The 13,493-nt window shown below is 64.5% G+C and carries 12 protein-coding genes; all 12 read left to right on the forward strand.

Going from position 1 to position 13,493, the window contains the following annotated elements; all coding sequences use genetic code 11:
- Window positions 1–114: 114 nt before the first annotated feature.
- The 12 genes from aptA to E1748_RS27825 all read left to right on the forward strand — a co-directional run bounded on the left by aptA (window position 115) and on the right by E1748_RS27825 (window position 13,492).
- Window positions 115–1,470 carry an omega-aminotransferase AptA gene (gene aptA, locus E1748_RS27770; protein ID WP_133650442.1) on the forward strand — a complete coding sequence of 452 codons (1,356 nt, stop codon included), beginning with the start codon at window positions 115–117 and terminating at the stop codon, window positions 1,468–1,470.
- A 61-nt stretch (window positions 1,471–1,531) separates the two neighbouring features.
- Complete coding sequence (locus E1748_RS27775; RefSeq protein ID WP_133650443.1) at window positions 1,532–2,443, forward strand: GntR family transcriptional regulator; 912 nt, start codon at window positions 1,532–1,534, stop codon at window positions 2,441–2,443.
- Between the two features lie 371 nt (window positions 2,444–2,814).
- Window positions 2,815–4,089, forward strand: a complete 1,275-nt coding sequence (locus E1748_RS27780) for a NupC/NupG family nucleoside CNT transporter (RefSeq protein ID WP_133650444.1) — start codon at window positions 2,815–2,817, stop codon at window positions 4,087–4,089.
- 41 nt (window positions 4,090–4,130) lie between these two features.
- The gene (deoA, locus tag E1748_RS27785; RefSeq protein WP_133650445.1) at window positions 4,131–5,450 is read left to right on the forward strand and encodes a thymidine phosphorylase; all 1,320 of its coding nucleotides are present in this window, start codon (window positions 4,131–4,133) and stop codon (window positions 5,448–5,450) included.
- A gap of 9 nt (window positions 5,451–5,459) precedes the next feature.
- Window positions 5,460–6,680, forward strand: a complete 1,221-nt coding sequence (locus E1748_RS27790; protein ID WP_133650446.1) for a phosphopentomutase — start codon at window positions 5,460–5,462, stop codon at window positions 6,678–6,680.
- A gap of 21 nt (window positions 6,681–6,701) precedes the next feature.
- Complete coding sequence (locus E1748_RS27795) at window positions 6,702–7,103, forward strand: cytidine deaminase (RefSeq protein ID WP_133650447.1); 402 nt, start codon at window positions 6,702–6,704, stop codon at window positions 7,101–7,103.
- Window positions 7,104–7,185: 82 nt separating this feature from the next.
- On the forward strand, window positions 7,186–7,884 hold the full coding sequence (locus E1748_RS27800; protein ID WP_133650448.1) for an HAD family hydrolase: 699 nt from the start codon (window positions 7,186–7,188) through the stop codon (window positions 7,882–7,884).
- Window positions 7,885–8,434: 550 nt separating this feature from the next.
- Window positions 8,435–9,403, forward strand: a complete 969-nt coding sequence (locus tag E1748_RS27805; RefSeq protein ID WP_133650449.1) for an ABC transporter substrate-binding protein — start codon at window positions 8,435–8,437, stop codon at window positions 9,401–9,403.
- Window positions 9,404–9,516: 113 nt separating this feature from the next.
- Entirely contained in the window at window positions 9,517–11,046 is a 1,530-nt protein-coding gene (locus tag E1748_RS27810) for a sugar ABC transporter ATP-binding protein (RefSeq protein ID WP_133650450.1), read from the forward strand.
- Complete coding sequence (locus E1748_RS27815) at window positions 11,043–12,083, forward strand: ABC transporter permease (protein WP_133650451.1); 1,041 nt, start codon at window positions 11,043–11,045, stop codon at window positions 12,081–12,083. Before E1748_RS27810 ends, E1748_RS27815 begins: the two co-directional genes overlap by 4 nt.
- Window positions 12,080–13,171, forward strand: a complete 1,092-nt coding sequence (gene yjfF, locus E1748_RS27820; RefSeq protein ID WP_133650452.1) for a galactofuranose ABC transporter, permease protein YjfF — start codon at window positions 12,080–12,082, stop codon at window positions 13,169–13,171. The genes E1748_RS27815 and yjfF overlap by 4 nt, the downstream gene beginning before the upstream one ends.
- Window positions 13,172–13,204: 33 nt before the next feature.
- Window positions 13,205–13,492, forward strand: a complete 288-nt coding sequence (locus E1748_RS27825; protein WP_133650453.1) for a hypothetical protein — start codon at window positions 13,205–13,207, stop codon at window positions 13,490–13,492.
- Window position 13,493 lies beyond the last annotated feature (1 nt).

Genomic DNA, 13,493 nt, shown 5'->3' on the forward strand with positions numbered 1-13,493 from the left:
TCTCGGGAAAACCCCTAAATTTTGCGATTTACCCGTACTGAGAATTGGCTGGTGGTTGTTTTTGTTTTCGCTTTAGACCAAACTGATTGTACTTTTTATAGCTTGAGTACAACCATGACCCTACCCACGCAGCTCGGCTCGCCCGATCTCGAGCGTTACTGGATGCCCTTCACCGCGAATCGCCGCTTCAAGGCGGCGCGGCCGCCGCTGTTCGTCGAAGCGGACGGCATGTACTACCGTCGCGACGACGGCAAGACGGTGCTCGACGGGATCGCGGGGCTGTGGTGCGTGAACGCGGGCCATCGGCGCCGCGAGATCGTCGATGCGATCGCGTCGACGGCAGCGTCGCTCGACTACGCGTCGTCGTTCCAGATGGGGCATCCGCTCGCATTCGAATACGCAGATGCGCTACTCGACGAAGCGCCCGACGGTTTCGGTCAGGTGTTTTTTTCGAACTCGGGTTCAGAGGCGGTCGATACCGCGTTGAAGATCGCGCTCGCGTATCACCGTGCGCGCGGCGACGCGCAGCGCGTGCGCCTGATCGGTCGCGAGCGCGGGTATCACGGCGTCGGTTTCGGCGGGCTGTCGGTGTCGGGGATCGCGGGGCATCGGAAGGCGTACGGCAATCTGCTGCCGTTCGTCGATCATCTGCCGAGCACGTACGATCGCGCGCAGATGGCGTTCACGCGCGGCCAGCCGGAGTGGGGCGCGCATCTCGCCGACGAACTCACGCGTCTTGTCGCGCTGCACGACGCATCGACGATTGCTGCGGTGATCGTCGAACCGGTCGCGGGTTCGACCGGCGTGCTCGTGCCGCCGGTCGGCTATCTGCAACGACTGCGGCAGATCTGCGACGCGCACGGCATCCTGCTGATCTTCGACGAAGTGATCTGCGGTTTCGGTCGGGTCGGCGCATCGTTCGCGGCGAAGCGTTTCGGCGTGACGCCCGATCTGATCACGAGCGCGAAGGGCCTCACCAACGGCGCGGTGCCGATGGGCGCGACGTTCGTGCGCGAGCACGTGTACGACGCGCTGATGCAGGCGCCGCCCGACGCAATCGAGTTCGCGCACGGCTACACGTACTCGGGGCATCCGCTCGCGTGCGCGGCGGGGCTGGCTGCGCTTGGTGTCTATCGTCGCGAGCAGTTGTTCGAGCGTGCGAAATCGCTCGAACCGCAATGGGAGCGTGCGGCGCATGCGTTGCGCGAGTGTCCGGGTGTTCTCGACGTGCGCAACTTCGGATTGCTCGCTGCGATCGATCTCGCGCCGTTGCCCGGGGCACCGAGCGCACCAGGCAAGCGCGGTTTCGACGTGCATACGCGCTGCCTCGAACGCGGCGTGTTGATCCGCGCAGCCGGCGACACGATGCTGCTGTCGCCGCCGCTCGTCATCGAGCCTGCGCAGATCGATACGTTGTTCGGCACGCTTGCCGACGTGCTGCAGCAGATTGGTCGCGAGACCGCGCAATGAATAACGCACAGGTAGAATCCGTGGGCTGCGGCGTCACATGCCGCCTTCGTCTTCGGTCCCGATGAACGCTTCCGCTTCCTCTGATCCTTCCGATTCTTCGTCGAACTTCAGTCCGCTGCAGGTCGATCTCGCGCGCCGCATCGGCCAGCAGATCGTCAACGGCGAACTGCAGCCTGGCCAGCATTTGTCCGAGAACGCACTCGCCGATACGTTCCAGGTGTCGCGCACACCGGTTCGCAAAGCGCTGCAACTGATCGCCGAACACGGGCTCGCCGATTTCCGCGCACGTGAAGGCGTGTTCGTCACGCAGACGCCGCCCGCTGCGGTGCCGAGTTTCGGCGAGACGATCACCGGCGACGAACTGCGTCGGCGTCTGCTCGACGACTACACGCATGGCCGACTGCCTGCCGCGTGGACCGAGAAGGATGTGCTCGAACGCTACGGTGCTTCACGCGCGGTGCTGACGAAAGCGCTCGTGCGGCTCGCATCCGATGGCCTGATCGAAAAGCGCAAGGGACACGGCTGGCGTTTCCTGCCCGCGTTCAATACGCCGGACACGATGGCCGAGAGTTATCGCTTCCGTCTGATTCTCGAATGCGCGGCGATCCGCGAGCCGGGTTTCAAGGTGGATGCCGCGCAGCTCGCGCGGGTGCGCGATGCGCATCAACGGCTGGTCGACCGGCGCGGCAATCCGCCGGATGCGACCGAACTGTTCGCGTTGAACGCGGAGTTCCACGAGATGATCGCGCGCTTCTCGGGCAACCGCTTCATCGTGCAGGCGATGCAGCAGCAGAACCAGATGCGCCGACTCGACGAGTACGTCGCGCACTTCAAGGGGCCGTGGCACGTCGTGTCGTGCACCGAGCATCTGCAGATCATCGATGCGCTCGAGAAGGGCGACTTCGAATGGGCCGCTGCGCTGATGCAACGGCATCTGACCCAGGCGAGATCGCGCACGCCTGGGGCGACGTGAACGCGCGTCGTGCGTTGAAAAGCTGACGCGAAGAAGTTAACAATGCGGTACTCGCCGCGCGCTCGAATTCTCTTTCGCCGTTAGCTTCATCACACGAGCATTACCCGCACACGAAGTTTTGCCACGCGTAAAACGCGTTCGGTCGCCGCACACCTCCTATCTCAAAAGATGCATCCCGCATCACTCTCCGCCAGTCCTCCTCACGGCTCGCACAGTCACGCTCGGTGAAAACCCGCATTGTGACCGCTCCGGATCGTCATGAGAATTTCGAAACATTTTTTGTTATGTAACTATCAAGCGCCGCAGTAGCGGCCTCCTTCGCGCCGGGCGTTTTCGTCCGGCCGCGCAACCCCCACGTCAGAGAGCCCCACGTGAATATCGTCCGCAGCCTGGGTGGCATGTGTCTGCTGTTGCTGATCGCGTACGCGCTGTCGACCAATCGACGAGCGATCAGCCTGCGCACGCTGATTCCCGCGTTCGTCGCGCAACTCGCGATCGGCGCGTTCGTGCTGTTCGTGCCGATCGGCAGCCGCGCGCTCGTCGCCGCCGCCTATGGCGTCAACCAGGTGCTGCAGATGGGCGATCGCGGCGTCGAGTTCATGTTCGGCGCGCTCGTCGGCGACAAGATGTTCCAGCTGTTCGGCGGCAGCGGCTTCGTGTTCGGGCTACGCGTGTTGCCGATGATCATCTACGTGACCGCGTTGATCGCCGTGCTGTATCACCTCGGCGTGATGAAGTGGATCATCAACGGGCTCGGCGGGCTGTTCGAAAAACTGCTCGGCGTGAGCCGCATCGAAGCGTGCTCCGCGGTCGCGACGATCTTTCTCGGCCAGAGCGAAATGGCCGCGTTCGTGAAGCCGTTCATCAAGCAGATGACGGGCGCCGAACTGTTCGCGGTGATGTCGAGCGGCATGGCCGCGGTGGCGGGCTCGGTGCTCGCGGGCTATGTCGGGCTCGGCGTGAAACTCGAATATCTGCTGGCTGCATCGTTCATGGCGATCCCGGGCGGGCTGCTGTTCGCGAAGATCATTCTGCCGACCACCGAAGCGCCGCAGCCGATCCCCGAGAAGCTGAACTTCGACGAACACCGTTCGGCGAACCTGATCGAAGCAGCCGCATCGGGCACGGCGGTCGGGCTGCGGATTGCGATGAACGTCGGCGGGATGCTGATCGCGTTCATCGGCCTGATTGCGCTGCTCAACGCGATTGTCGGCGGTGTGGCGGGCTGGTTCGGCTATCCGTCGCTGACGCTGCAGATGATTCTCGGCTACGTGTTCTCGCCGCTCGCGTGGGTCATCGGCGTGCCGTGGCACGATGCGCAGATCGCGGGCAACTTCATCGGCGAGAAGCTGATCCTCAACGAGTTCGTCGCGTACGTCGACCTGTCGCCGTATCTGAAGAGCGCGCAGGAAGTCGCGGCGGCGGGGCTGCACGCGCTCGATCCGAAGACCATCGCGATCGTGTCGTTCGCGCTGTGCGGCTTCTCGAACTTCTCGTCGATCGCGATTCTTGCCGGCGGTTTTAGCGCGGTCGCGCCCGAGCGGCGCTCGGAGGTCGCGCGCTACGGGCTGCGCGTCGTCGCGGCGAGTACGCTGTCCAATCTGATGAGCGCGGCGATCGCCGGCACGTTTCTGTCGCTACACTGATAGCGTTCTTCTTCAATTTCGCATTCCCGGGCCAGGCCATCATGCTGCTCACGCAGGAAATCATCCGCAAGAAGCGCGACCGTCAACCGCTCAGCGCAGCCGAGATCGCGGCGTTCGTGCAGGGCGTCACCGACGGCAGCGTCACCGAAGGGCAGGTCGCCGCGTTCGCGATGGCAGTGTTCTTCAACGACATGAGCGTCGACGAACGCGTCGCGATGACATGCGCGCAGCGCGACTCCGGCACCGTGCTCAAGTGGCACGATCTCGATCTGCCGGGACCGGTCGTCGACAAGCATTCGACCGGTGGTGTCGGCGATCTGACGTCGCTGCTGCTCGGCCCGATGGTTGCCGCATGTGGCGGCTTCGTGCCGATGATCTCGGGCCGTGGCCTTGGTCACACCGGCGGCACGCTCGACAAGCTCGCGTCGATTCCCGGCTACGACGTGACGCCTGACATCGACGCGTTTCGCGCGACGGTGCGCGACGTCGGCGTCGCGATCATCGGTCAGACTGCGCAGCTTGCGCCCGCCGACAAACGCATCTACGCGATCCGCGACACGACCGCGACGGTCGAATCGGTTGCGATGATCACCGCGTCGATCCTGTCGAAGAAACTCGCAGCGGGCCTCGACGGTCTCGCGATGGACGTGAAGGTCGGCTCGGGCGCGTTCATGCCGAGCTACGACAAATCGGTCGAGCTGGCGCGCAGCATCGTTGCGGTCGGCAACGGTGCCGGCATGAAGACGACCGCCGTGCTTACCGACATGAATCAGCCGCTTGCGCCGTGCGCGGGCAACGCGCTCGAAGTGCGTTTCTCGATCGATTACCTGACGGGCCGCACGCAACCCGCGCGCGTGCATGACGTGACGCTCGCGCTGGCTGCGCAGATGCTCGTGTTGGGCGGGCTCGCGCGTGATGTCGCGCAGGCGCGCGATCAACTGGTCGCCGCGCTCGATTCGGGCGCTGCAGCCGAACGTTTCGCGCGGATGGTACGCACGCTCGGCGGTCCCGCCGATCTGCTCGATGCGCCGGATCGTTATCTCGGTCGTGCCGGCGTTATACGGCCAGTTGCAGCGCCGCGCGCGGGGATCGTCGCGAAGATGGACTGTCGCGCGATCGGTCTTGCGGTGGTGGGGCTGGGCGGTGGACGTCGTCGGCCCGAAGATGCGATCGACTACCAGGTGGGTCTGACCGACATCGTCGAACTGGGTGCGCGCGTCGACAAGGGGCAGCCGCTCGCCGTCGTCCATGCTCGCGACGAAGCGGCCGCACAGCGTGCCGCCGACGAGATCATCGCTGCCTGTTCGCTCGGCGACGACGCGGCGGACGTACCGCCGAGTCTGTACGACGTGATCGAGTAAGGCACCGTCATGCGCGCGATCGTTCTCGTTCTGGATTCGCTCGGCATCGGCGCGACGCCGGACGCGGTGCGCTTCAACGACGTCGGCTCCGATACGCTTGGTCATATCGCGGAGCATTGTGCTCGGGGTACCGCGAACGTCGAAAGAAGCGGACCGCTGCGAATCCCGCATCTCGAACAACTCGGCCTCGGTCTCGCGAATCGACTCGCAACCGGCACGCTTGCCGCAGGCTTTACCAGCGAGCCTGAGTTGATCGGCGCATACGGCGCGGCGCGCGAACTGTCGTCGGGCAAGGACACGCCGTCCGGTCACTGGGAAATGGCGGGCGTGCCGGTGCGGTTCGACTGGGGTTACTTCCGCGAGCCGACCCATTCGTTTCCGCCGGAATTGCTCGACGCGCTCGTGAGGCGCGCGGGGCTGCCCGGTTATCTCGGCAACTGCCACGCGTCGGGCACGACGATCCTCGATGCACTCGGCGATGAACATCGCGAGACCGGCAAGCCGATCTTCTATACATCCGCCGATTCGGTGTTCCAGATCGCGTGCCACGAAGAGACCTTCGGGCTGCAAGGTCTGTACGACCTGTGCGAGATCGCGCGCGAAGAGGTGGATCGCTACGAGATCTGCCGCGTGATCGCGCGGCCGTTCACCGGCGATGCGCAGCACGGCTTCGTGCGGACCGCGAATCGTCGCGATCTCGCGGTGCCTCCGCCGGCCGCGACCGTCCTCGAAAAACTCGCGAAGGCTGGCGGCGAGGTCGTGTCGATCGGCAAGATCGCGGACATCTACGCGCACGTCGGCGTTACGCGCAAGCTGAAGGCGAGCGGACTCGACGGACTGTGGCAGGCGACGCTTGACGCCGTGCGCGAAGCGCCCGACTTCAGCCTCGTGATGACGAACTTCGTCGACTTCGACCAGAATTACGGACACCGCCGCAACACGGCGGGCTACGCGGCGGCGCTCGAATATTTCGACAGCCGCTTGCCGGAGATTTACCCGCTGCTGGCCGACGACGATGTGCTGATCCTCACCGCCGATCACGGCTGCGACCCGACGTGGCCCGGCTCCGACCACACGCGCGAACACGTACCGGTGTTGGTGTACGGCAAGCGCGTGAAGCCGTCGAACCTCGGCGTGCGCGAGAGTTTCGCGGACATCGGGCAGAGCCTCGCCGGCTGGTTCGGACTCGAACCGTTCGCGGACGGCACGTCGTTTCTTGTGCCGAACTGATTTTCGTAAAAGGACCACGCGATGACCCCGACGTCTCATCAAGCCCTGCTCGACGAAGCCCGCGCTGCGCGCGACCGCGCGTACGCGCCGTATTCGAAGTTCCACGTCGGCGCTGCACTACGCGCGAAGGACGGCACGATCTTTCGCGGCTGCAACGTCGAGAACGCGTCATACGGGTTGTGCAATTGCGCGGAGCGCACAGCGCTGTTCGCGGCGATCGCGGCGGGCTACAAGCCCGGCGATTTCGACACGCTCGCGGTGATCGGCGATACCGACGGTCCGATTGCGCCGTGCGGTGCGTGCCGTCAGGTGATCATCGAAATCGGCAAGCCGACGTTGACGGTGGTGCTCGGCAATCTCGCCGGTGCGGTCGAGGTGACGAGCGCGGATGCGCTGCTGCCGGGGGCGTTCTTTCTGGGGTAATGCCGTGGCGTAAGGCATACCGCACATCGATCCCCCCGCTGCGGTATCCTCGCCGCTTCCCCCTTCTTTCCCTTCCTCCGCGATGTCCGATTTCCCCTTCGATGCCGTCATCTTCGATTGCGACGGCGTGCTCGTCGATTCGGAGCCGATCACGAACCGCGTGCTGTCGACGATGCTCGGCGAGCTCGGCTGGCACATCGGCGTCGAGGAGACGATGCGGATCTTCGTCGGCAAGACGGTGCGCGACGAGGCGGCGCGGATCGAAGCGAACACCGGCGTCGCGATCACGCCCGAATGGCTCGCGTCGTTTCGCGAGCGGCGCAATGCGGCGCTCGTCGATGAACTCGTCGCGATTCCCGGTGCGGTCGATGCGGTGCGCGCGCTGCATCGGACGCTCGACGGCCGGATCGCGGTCGCATCAGGCGCGGATTTGCACAAGGTCGAGATGCAGCTCGCGAAGGTCGGCTTGCTCGATCGCGTCGAGGGCCGTGTGTTCAGCGGTCACGACCTGCCGCGCAGCAAGCCGTTCCCGGACGTGTACCTCGTCGCGGCCGACGCGCTCGGCGTCGATCCCACGCGCTGCGCGGTCGTCGAAGACACGGCCACCGGTGCGACCGCGGGTGTCGCCGCAGGTGCGACGGTGTTCGGCTACAGCCCAGGCGGCCTGGGACATCACACTGCCGACGCGTTGCGCGCAGTGGGCGTGGCCACCGTGTTCGACGACATGACGCAGCTGCCCGCGTTGCTCGCGGGTTGGTCCCACGTCGCACGCAGCGCGTAGACGTCCAGCCCCGGTCGCTAGAACTAAACATCGAAAAGCCGGCGCCGCGATGCTTTCGATGCATCGCCGCGCCGGCTTTCGTTTTGCTCACTCTTCTTCCGCATGCCCGCCCACCGGGCCTGTCCAGTACGTTTAGGTATTACTACGAATATCGAACTGGATATCGAAATCGTCCGAATTTTCATTAGAACGTGATCGGGCTCGTCCGTAGACTGCATGTCTAGCCTGTGGGCGAGGCGAAGCAGGACGAAGCGGGCGGCCCCCGCACGTGCCTTCCCACAGGCGCCTGAGAGAAACAACGAGAAACAACGGCAAACGAAGTAAACAGAGCGCAGCGCATTCCCCGTCGAATCAGCCCGTAAGTAGTGGCTTCACCGTTCACCGTTCACCGGACAGGCACCCACACGACAGAACGCCTGCCCGTTTCCCCTCGCAGCACCAGGCCGTGCCGCTCCGGCGCACGGTGTCACGAAGACCTGCGAAGAATGACGAACGCCCACGAAAGACCAACGAAAACCCACGAAGAAACCAACGACATCGGAGACAGAACATGAGGCTCATCAGGAAATTCGCGATCGGCACGTTGCTTGGCGCGACGCTTACGCTGGCCGCGAGTATCGACGCGTCTGCGCAGGACAAGCACATCACGCTCGGGTTTTCGCAGGTCGGCGCGGAAAGCGCATGGCGCACGGCCAATACCGTGTCGGTGAAGAGCGCGGCGAAGGAAGCCGGCATCGAACTCAAGTTCTCCGATGCGCAGCAGAAGCAGGAAAACCAGATTCGCGCGATCCGCTCGTTTATCGCGCAGAAGGTCGACGTGATCGCGTTCTCGCCGGTCGTCGAGTCGGGCTGGGAGCCGGTGCTGACCGAGGCGAAGGCCGCGCACATTCCGGTGATCCTGACGGACCGCGCCGTCGACGTGAAGGACACGTCGCTGTACACGACGATGATCGGTTCGGACTTCCTCGAGGAAGGACGGCGCGCAGGCCGCTGGCTTGAAGAGCGCTACAAGAACGACGCCGGTCCGATCAATATCGCCGAGCTGCAGGGCACCGTCGGTTCCGCACCGGCCAACGACCGTCACGCGGGCCTGATGGAAATCATCAAGAACGATCCGAAGTTCAAGATCATCGCGTCGCAGAGCGGTGACTTCACGCTCGCCGGCGGCAAGCAGGTGATGGAAGCGTTCGCGAAAACCTACGGCAAGCAGATCAACGTCGTCTATGCGCACAACGACGACATGGCACTCGGCGCGATCCAGGCGATGGAAGAAGCGGGCATCAAGCCGGGCAAGGACCTGAGCGTCGTCTCGTTCGATGCGACGAAGGGCGGCTTCCAGGCGATGGTCGCGGGCAAGATCAACGTCGACGTGGAATGCAGCCCGCTGCTCGGGCCGCAACTGATGACGGCAGTGAAGGAAGTCGTCGCGGGCAAGCAACTGCCGAAGCGCATTGTCACAAACGAGACCGTGTTCCCGATGTCGGTCGCCGCGCAGATCATGCCGACGCGTAAGTATTGATAGTCGACGCCTGACGTTCCACGGTTGAAGCGCGCCGCCGTGCGCGCTTCTTACCGGGTGCCTCGCCTTTTGCGTGCGACGGTCGTCCCGTTCCCTCTGCCTGTCATTGGCCTATGACCCAAGCACCACTTCTCGAAATGACCGGCATCGACAAGACGTTTCCCGGCGTCAAGGCGTTGCAGCAGGTGAGCTTTCGCCTCTTTCCCGGCGAGATCCATACGTTGATGGGCCAGAACGGCGCCGGCAAATCGACGCTGATTAACGTACTGACCGGCGTGTTCGGTCATGACGCCGGCGAGATCCGGCTCGGCGGCGAAGCGGTGCGCTTCGCGACGCCGCTCGAAGCCGAAGCGGCTGGCATCCGCACGCTGTATCAGGAAGTGAACCTGTGCCCGAATTTATCGGTCGCGGAGAACATCTTCGCGGGCAGGCAGCCGGTGAAGCGCGGCGCGATCGACTGGAAGACGATTCACACGCGGGCACGCGAAGCGCTCGCGAATCTGAACATCACACTCGACGTCACGCGTTCGCTCGACGCGTATCCGATCGCCGTGCAGCAGATGGTCGCGATTGCGCGCGCGGTGTCGGTCGATGCGCGCGTGCTGATTCTCGATGAACCGACGTCGAGTCTCGATGACGGCGAAGTCGCGCGGCTGTTCGCGGTGCTGCGGCAACTGAAGGCATCGGGCATCGCGATCCTGTTCGTCACGCATTTTCTGGAGCAGACCTACGCGGTGTCGGACCGCATCACGGTGATGCGCAACGGCGAACGCGAAGGCGAATATCTTGCGCGCGATCTGCCGGTCGAGTTGCTGGTCGCGAAGATGACCGGACACGAGCGGATGACCGAGCGGCTTAAAGGCGGTGCATCCGAGGTCGCGCGTAAGGACAACGGTTTCGAGCCGTTCGTGTCGTTGCAGGGCGTCGGTCGGCGTGGCTTGATGAATCCGTTCGATCTCGATGTGCGGCCGGGGCAGATTCTCGGCCTCGCCGGGCTGCTCGGTTCAGGTCGCACCGAGACCGCACGGCTTGTGTTCGGCGCGGACCGCGCCGATACCGGCACGATCCAGGTCGATCGCAAGACCGTGAAGATCCGTTCGCCGCGCGATGCGGTGCGGCACGGCATCGCGTATTGCCCGGAGGATCGCAAGAAGGAGGGCATCGTCGCCGAGCTGTCGATCCGCGAAAACATCGTGCTCGCGCTGCAGGCGCGGCGCGGCTGGTGGCGCATGCTCGGCCGCGCACGTCAGCGCGAGATCGCCGACGACTATATCGAACGCCTCGGCATCAAGGCACGCGATGCGGAGCAACCGCTCGGGCTGCTGTCGGGCGGCAATCAGCAGAAGGTGCTGCTCGCGCGCTGGCTCGCGACCGAACCGCGAATGCTGATCCTCGACGAGCCGACTCGCGGCATCGACGTCGCCGCGAAGTTCGAGATCATGGACCGCGTGCTCGCGCTGTGCGCGAAGGGGCTGGCCATTCTGTTCATTTCATCCGAAGTCAGCGAGGTGGTGCGCGTGAGTCACCGGATAGCGGTGCTTCGCGATCGTCGGAAGGTTGCGGAGATTTCCAGCGAGGCAAACGGCGACGCGCCGCTGTCGGAAGCACAGGTGTATCGGTTGATTGCAGGAGGTGAAGCATGAACCGGCTCCGTGCGTTATTTGCTCATCAACTGATCTGGCCGTCGCTGACGCTGGTGCTGCTGTTCATCATCGACGTCGTGCATCGCTCGACCTTCCTGTCGATCACGATGCTCGACGGCCATCTGTTCGGCGCACCGATCGACATCCTGAACCGCGCGGCGCCGCTGGTGATCGTGTCGCTCGGGATGACGCTCGTCATTGCTACACGCGGCGTCGACATCTCGGTTGGTGCGATCGTCGCGATTGCCGGTGCAGCAGCCGCAACCGTGCTCGCGGCCGATCCTTCGCAGATCGGCATGGCATTGCTCGCCGCGCTCGGTGCGGGCCTGCTGGCCGGCATGTGGAACGGCCTGCTGGTCGCGTTCGTCGGCATGCAGCCGATCATCGCGACGCTGATCCTGATGGTCGCCGGACGCGGCGCCGCGCAACTGCTGACCGGCGGCCAGATCATCCCGATCGGCGCACCGGCCTATCTCATGCTCGGCGACGGTTACCTCGCGGGCGTGCCGTGTTCGGTGTGGATCGCGATCGCGGTGACGGTCGTGTTCGCGCTGCTCGTGAACCGCACCGCGCTCGGTCTGTTCATCCGCGCGATCGGTATCAATCCGTCGGCTGCGCGACTCGCGGGCCTGCGTGCCGGTGCGATCGTGTTCAGCGTCTACGCGATCTCGGGGTTGATGGCATCGGTCGCAGGGATCATCGCGAGTTCGAACGTGCGCAGTGCCGACGGCAACAACGCGGGGCTGCTGCTGGAACTCGACGCGATTCTCGCGGTGACGCTCGGCGGCACGTCGCTGGTCGGCGGACGCTTCAGTCTCGCGGGCACCGTGCTCGGCGCACTGATCATCCAGACGCTCACGTACACGACGTATTCGATCGGCGTGCCGCCCGAAGCGACGCTTGTCGTTAAAGCGGTCGTGGTGGTCGTCGTCAGCGTGATCCAGTCCGACACGGCGCGCGCGTTGCTCGTGCGGCACGTGCTGCGACTTTTCCCCTCCGCGCAGTCGCGCGCTTCCACAGGAACGACGGCATCATGAAAAAGCTGGCCGGCCGTCTGGCCGATCCCCGCACGCTGCCGATCGTCGTGACGATCGCGCTATTCGCCGCGCTGTTCTGTTTCGGCTCGGTGATGTACACCGGATTCTTCTCGATGCAGGTGCTGCTCGGCCTGTTCGTCGATAACGCATTCCTGCTGATCGTCGCGATCGGGATGACGTTCGTGATCGTGTCGGGCGGCATCGATCTGTCGGTCGGCGCGGTGGTCGCGCTGACGACGATCCTGTGCGCGGTCGGCGCGCAGTGGCTGCACTGGCCCGTGTGGGTGATCGTGCCAGTCGTGCTCGCGTTCGGCGCGCTGTACGGTGCCGCGATGGGCGCGCTGATCCACTTCTTCAAACTGCAGCCGTTCATCGTCACACTGGCAGGCATGTTTCTCGCGCGCGGCGCGTGCTTTCTGATCACCACGCAGTCGATCACGATCGACGAACCGACGTTTCATGCGATCGCGGCGTTCAACGTGTCGATCGGCGGGGGCTCGCTGAACGCGGGCGCGTTGATCGGTCTCGCGACACTCGCGATTGCGATCTATGTTGCGCACTTCACGCGCTTCGGGCGCAACGTCTATGCGGTCGGCGGCAACGAACGCTCGGCGATGCTGATGGGCTTGCCGGTCGCGCGCACGAAGGTCGGCGTGTATGCGCTGAGCGGGTTGTGCTCGGCGCTAGGCGGCGTCGTGTTCACGTTCTACGTGCTGTCGGGTTACGGCCTGCAGGCGCAGGGGATGGAACTCGACGCGATCGCGGCGACCGTGATCGGCGGAACGTTGTTGACCGGCGGTGTCGGCTACATGATCGGCTCGATGTTTGGCGTCGGGATTCTCGGCACGATCCAGACGCTGATCACGTTCGACGGTACGCTTAGTTCGTGGTGGACGCGCATCGTGATCGGCGCGCTGCTGTGCGTGTTCTGTCTGCTGCAGCGGGTGATCGAGCGGCAGGCGACGCGGCGGCGTTCGGGCGGCACGGGGTTGGGTGCGGGCAGCGAGACGCGGCCGACTGCTGCAACGCAGCCGCAGCCGCCTGCTTCGAGCATCGGCGGCGAGGCCGATCTAGCATCGATGATGTGAACCGCGCGAGTACGTGCAAACGAGGACGACGACATGCAAACAGACGCGGTGTGCGAGATTGCCGACGAACTACCGGTGCTGCGGTTTGATCAACCTGACGTGCGCGTTCCGGCGCAGCGACAGGAACCGCGCTTCATGCTCGACCTGACGCGCTTCAGCGACCGGCAGATTGTCGCCGATGCATTGCAGGCGTTGCTGCGCGAACGCTCGGACGCGTTGCATCTGGCGACGCGGATAGCCGCTGATCATCGACGTCCGCAGCCGGATCCGAACGATTATGGGTTGAGCGATATCTTGCGGTTGCGGCGGTTGATGGATTAGC

The sequence above is a fragment of the Paraburkholderia flava genome (assembly GCF_004359985.1).
Classification (GTDB): domain Bacteria; phylum Pseudomonadota; class Gammaproteobacteria; order Burkholderiales; family Burkholderiaceae; genus Paraburkholderia; species Paraburkholderia flava.

Bases quoted from the DNA above. Each gene is read 5' to 3' on its own strand.
- aptA (WP_133650442.1), top strand. From the start codon at position 115: ATGACCCTACCCACGCAGCTCGGCTCGCCCGATCTCGAGCGTTACTGG.
- E1748_RS27775 (WP_133650443.1), top strand. From the start codon at position 1,532: ATGAACGCTTCCGCTTCCTCTGATCCTTCCGATTCTTCGTCGAACTTC.
- deoA (WP_133650445.1), top strand. From the start codon at position 4,131: ATGCTGCTCACGCAGGAAATCATCCGCAAGAAGCGCGACCGTCAACCG.
- E1748_RS27790 (WP_133650446.1), top strand. From the start codon at position 5,460: ATGCGCGCGATCGTTCTCGTTCTGGATTCGCTCGGCATCGGCGCGACG.
- E1748_RS27795 (WP_133650447.1), top strand. From the start codon at position 6,702: ATGACCCCGACGTCTCATCAAGCCCTGCTCGACGAAGCCCGCGCTGCG.
- E1748_RS27800 (WP_133650448.1), top strand. From the start codon at position 7,186: ATGTCCGATTTCCCCTTCGATGCCGTCATCTTCGATTGCGACGGCGTG.
- E1748_RS27805 (WP_133650449.1), top strand. From the start codon at position 8,435: ATGAGGCTCATCAGGAAATTCGCGATCGGCACGTTGCTTGGCGCGACG.
- E1748_RS27810 (WP_133650450.1), top strand. From the start codon at position 9,517: ATGACCCAAGCACCACTTCTCGAAATGACCGGCATCGACAAGACGTTT.
- E1748_RS27815 (WP_133650451.1), top strand. From the start codon at position 11,043: ATGAACCGGCTCCGTGCGTTATTTGCTCATCAACTGATCTGGCCGTCG.
- yjfF (WP_133650452.1), top strand. From the start codon at position 12,080: ATGAAAAAGCTGGCCGGCCGTCTGGCCGATCCCCGCACGCTGCCGATC.
- E1748_RS27825 (WP_133650453.1), top strand. From the start codon at position 13,205: ATGCAAACAGACGCGGTGTGCGAGATTGCCGACGAACTACCGGTGCTG.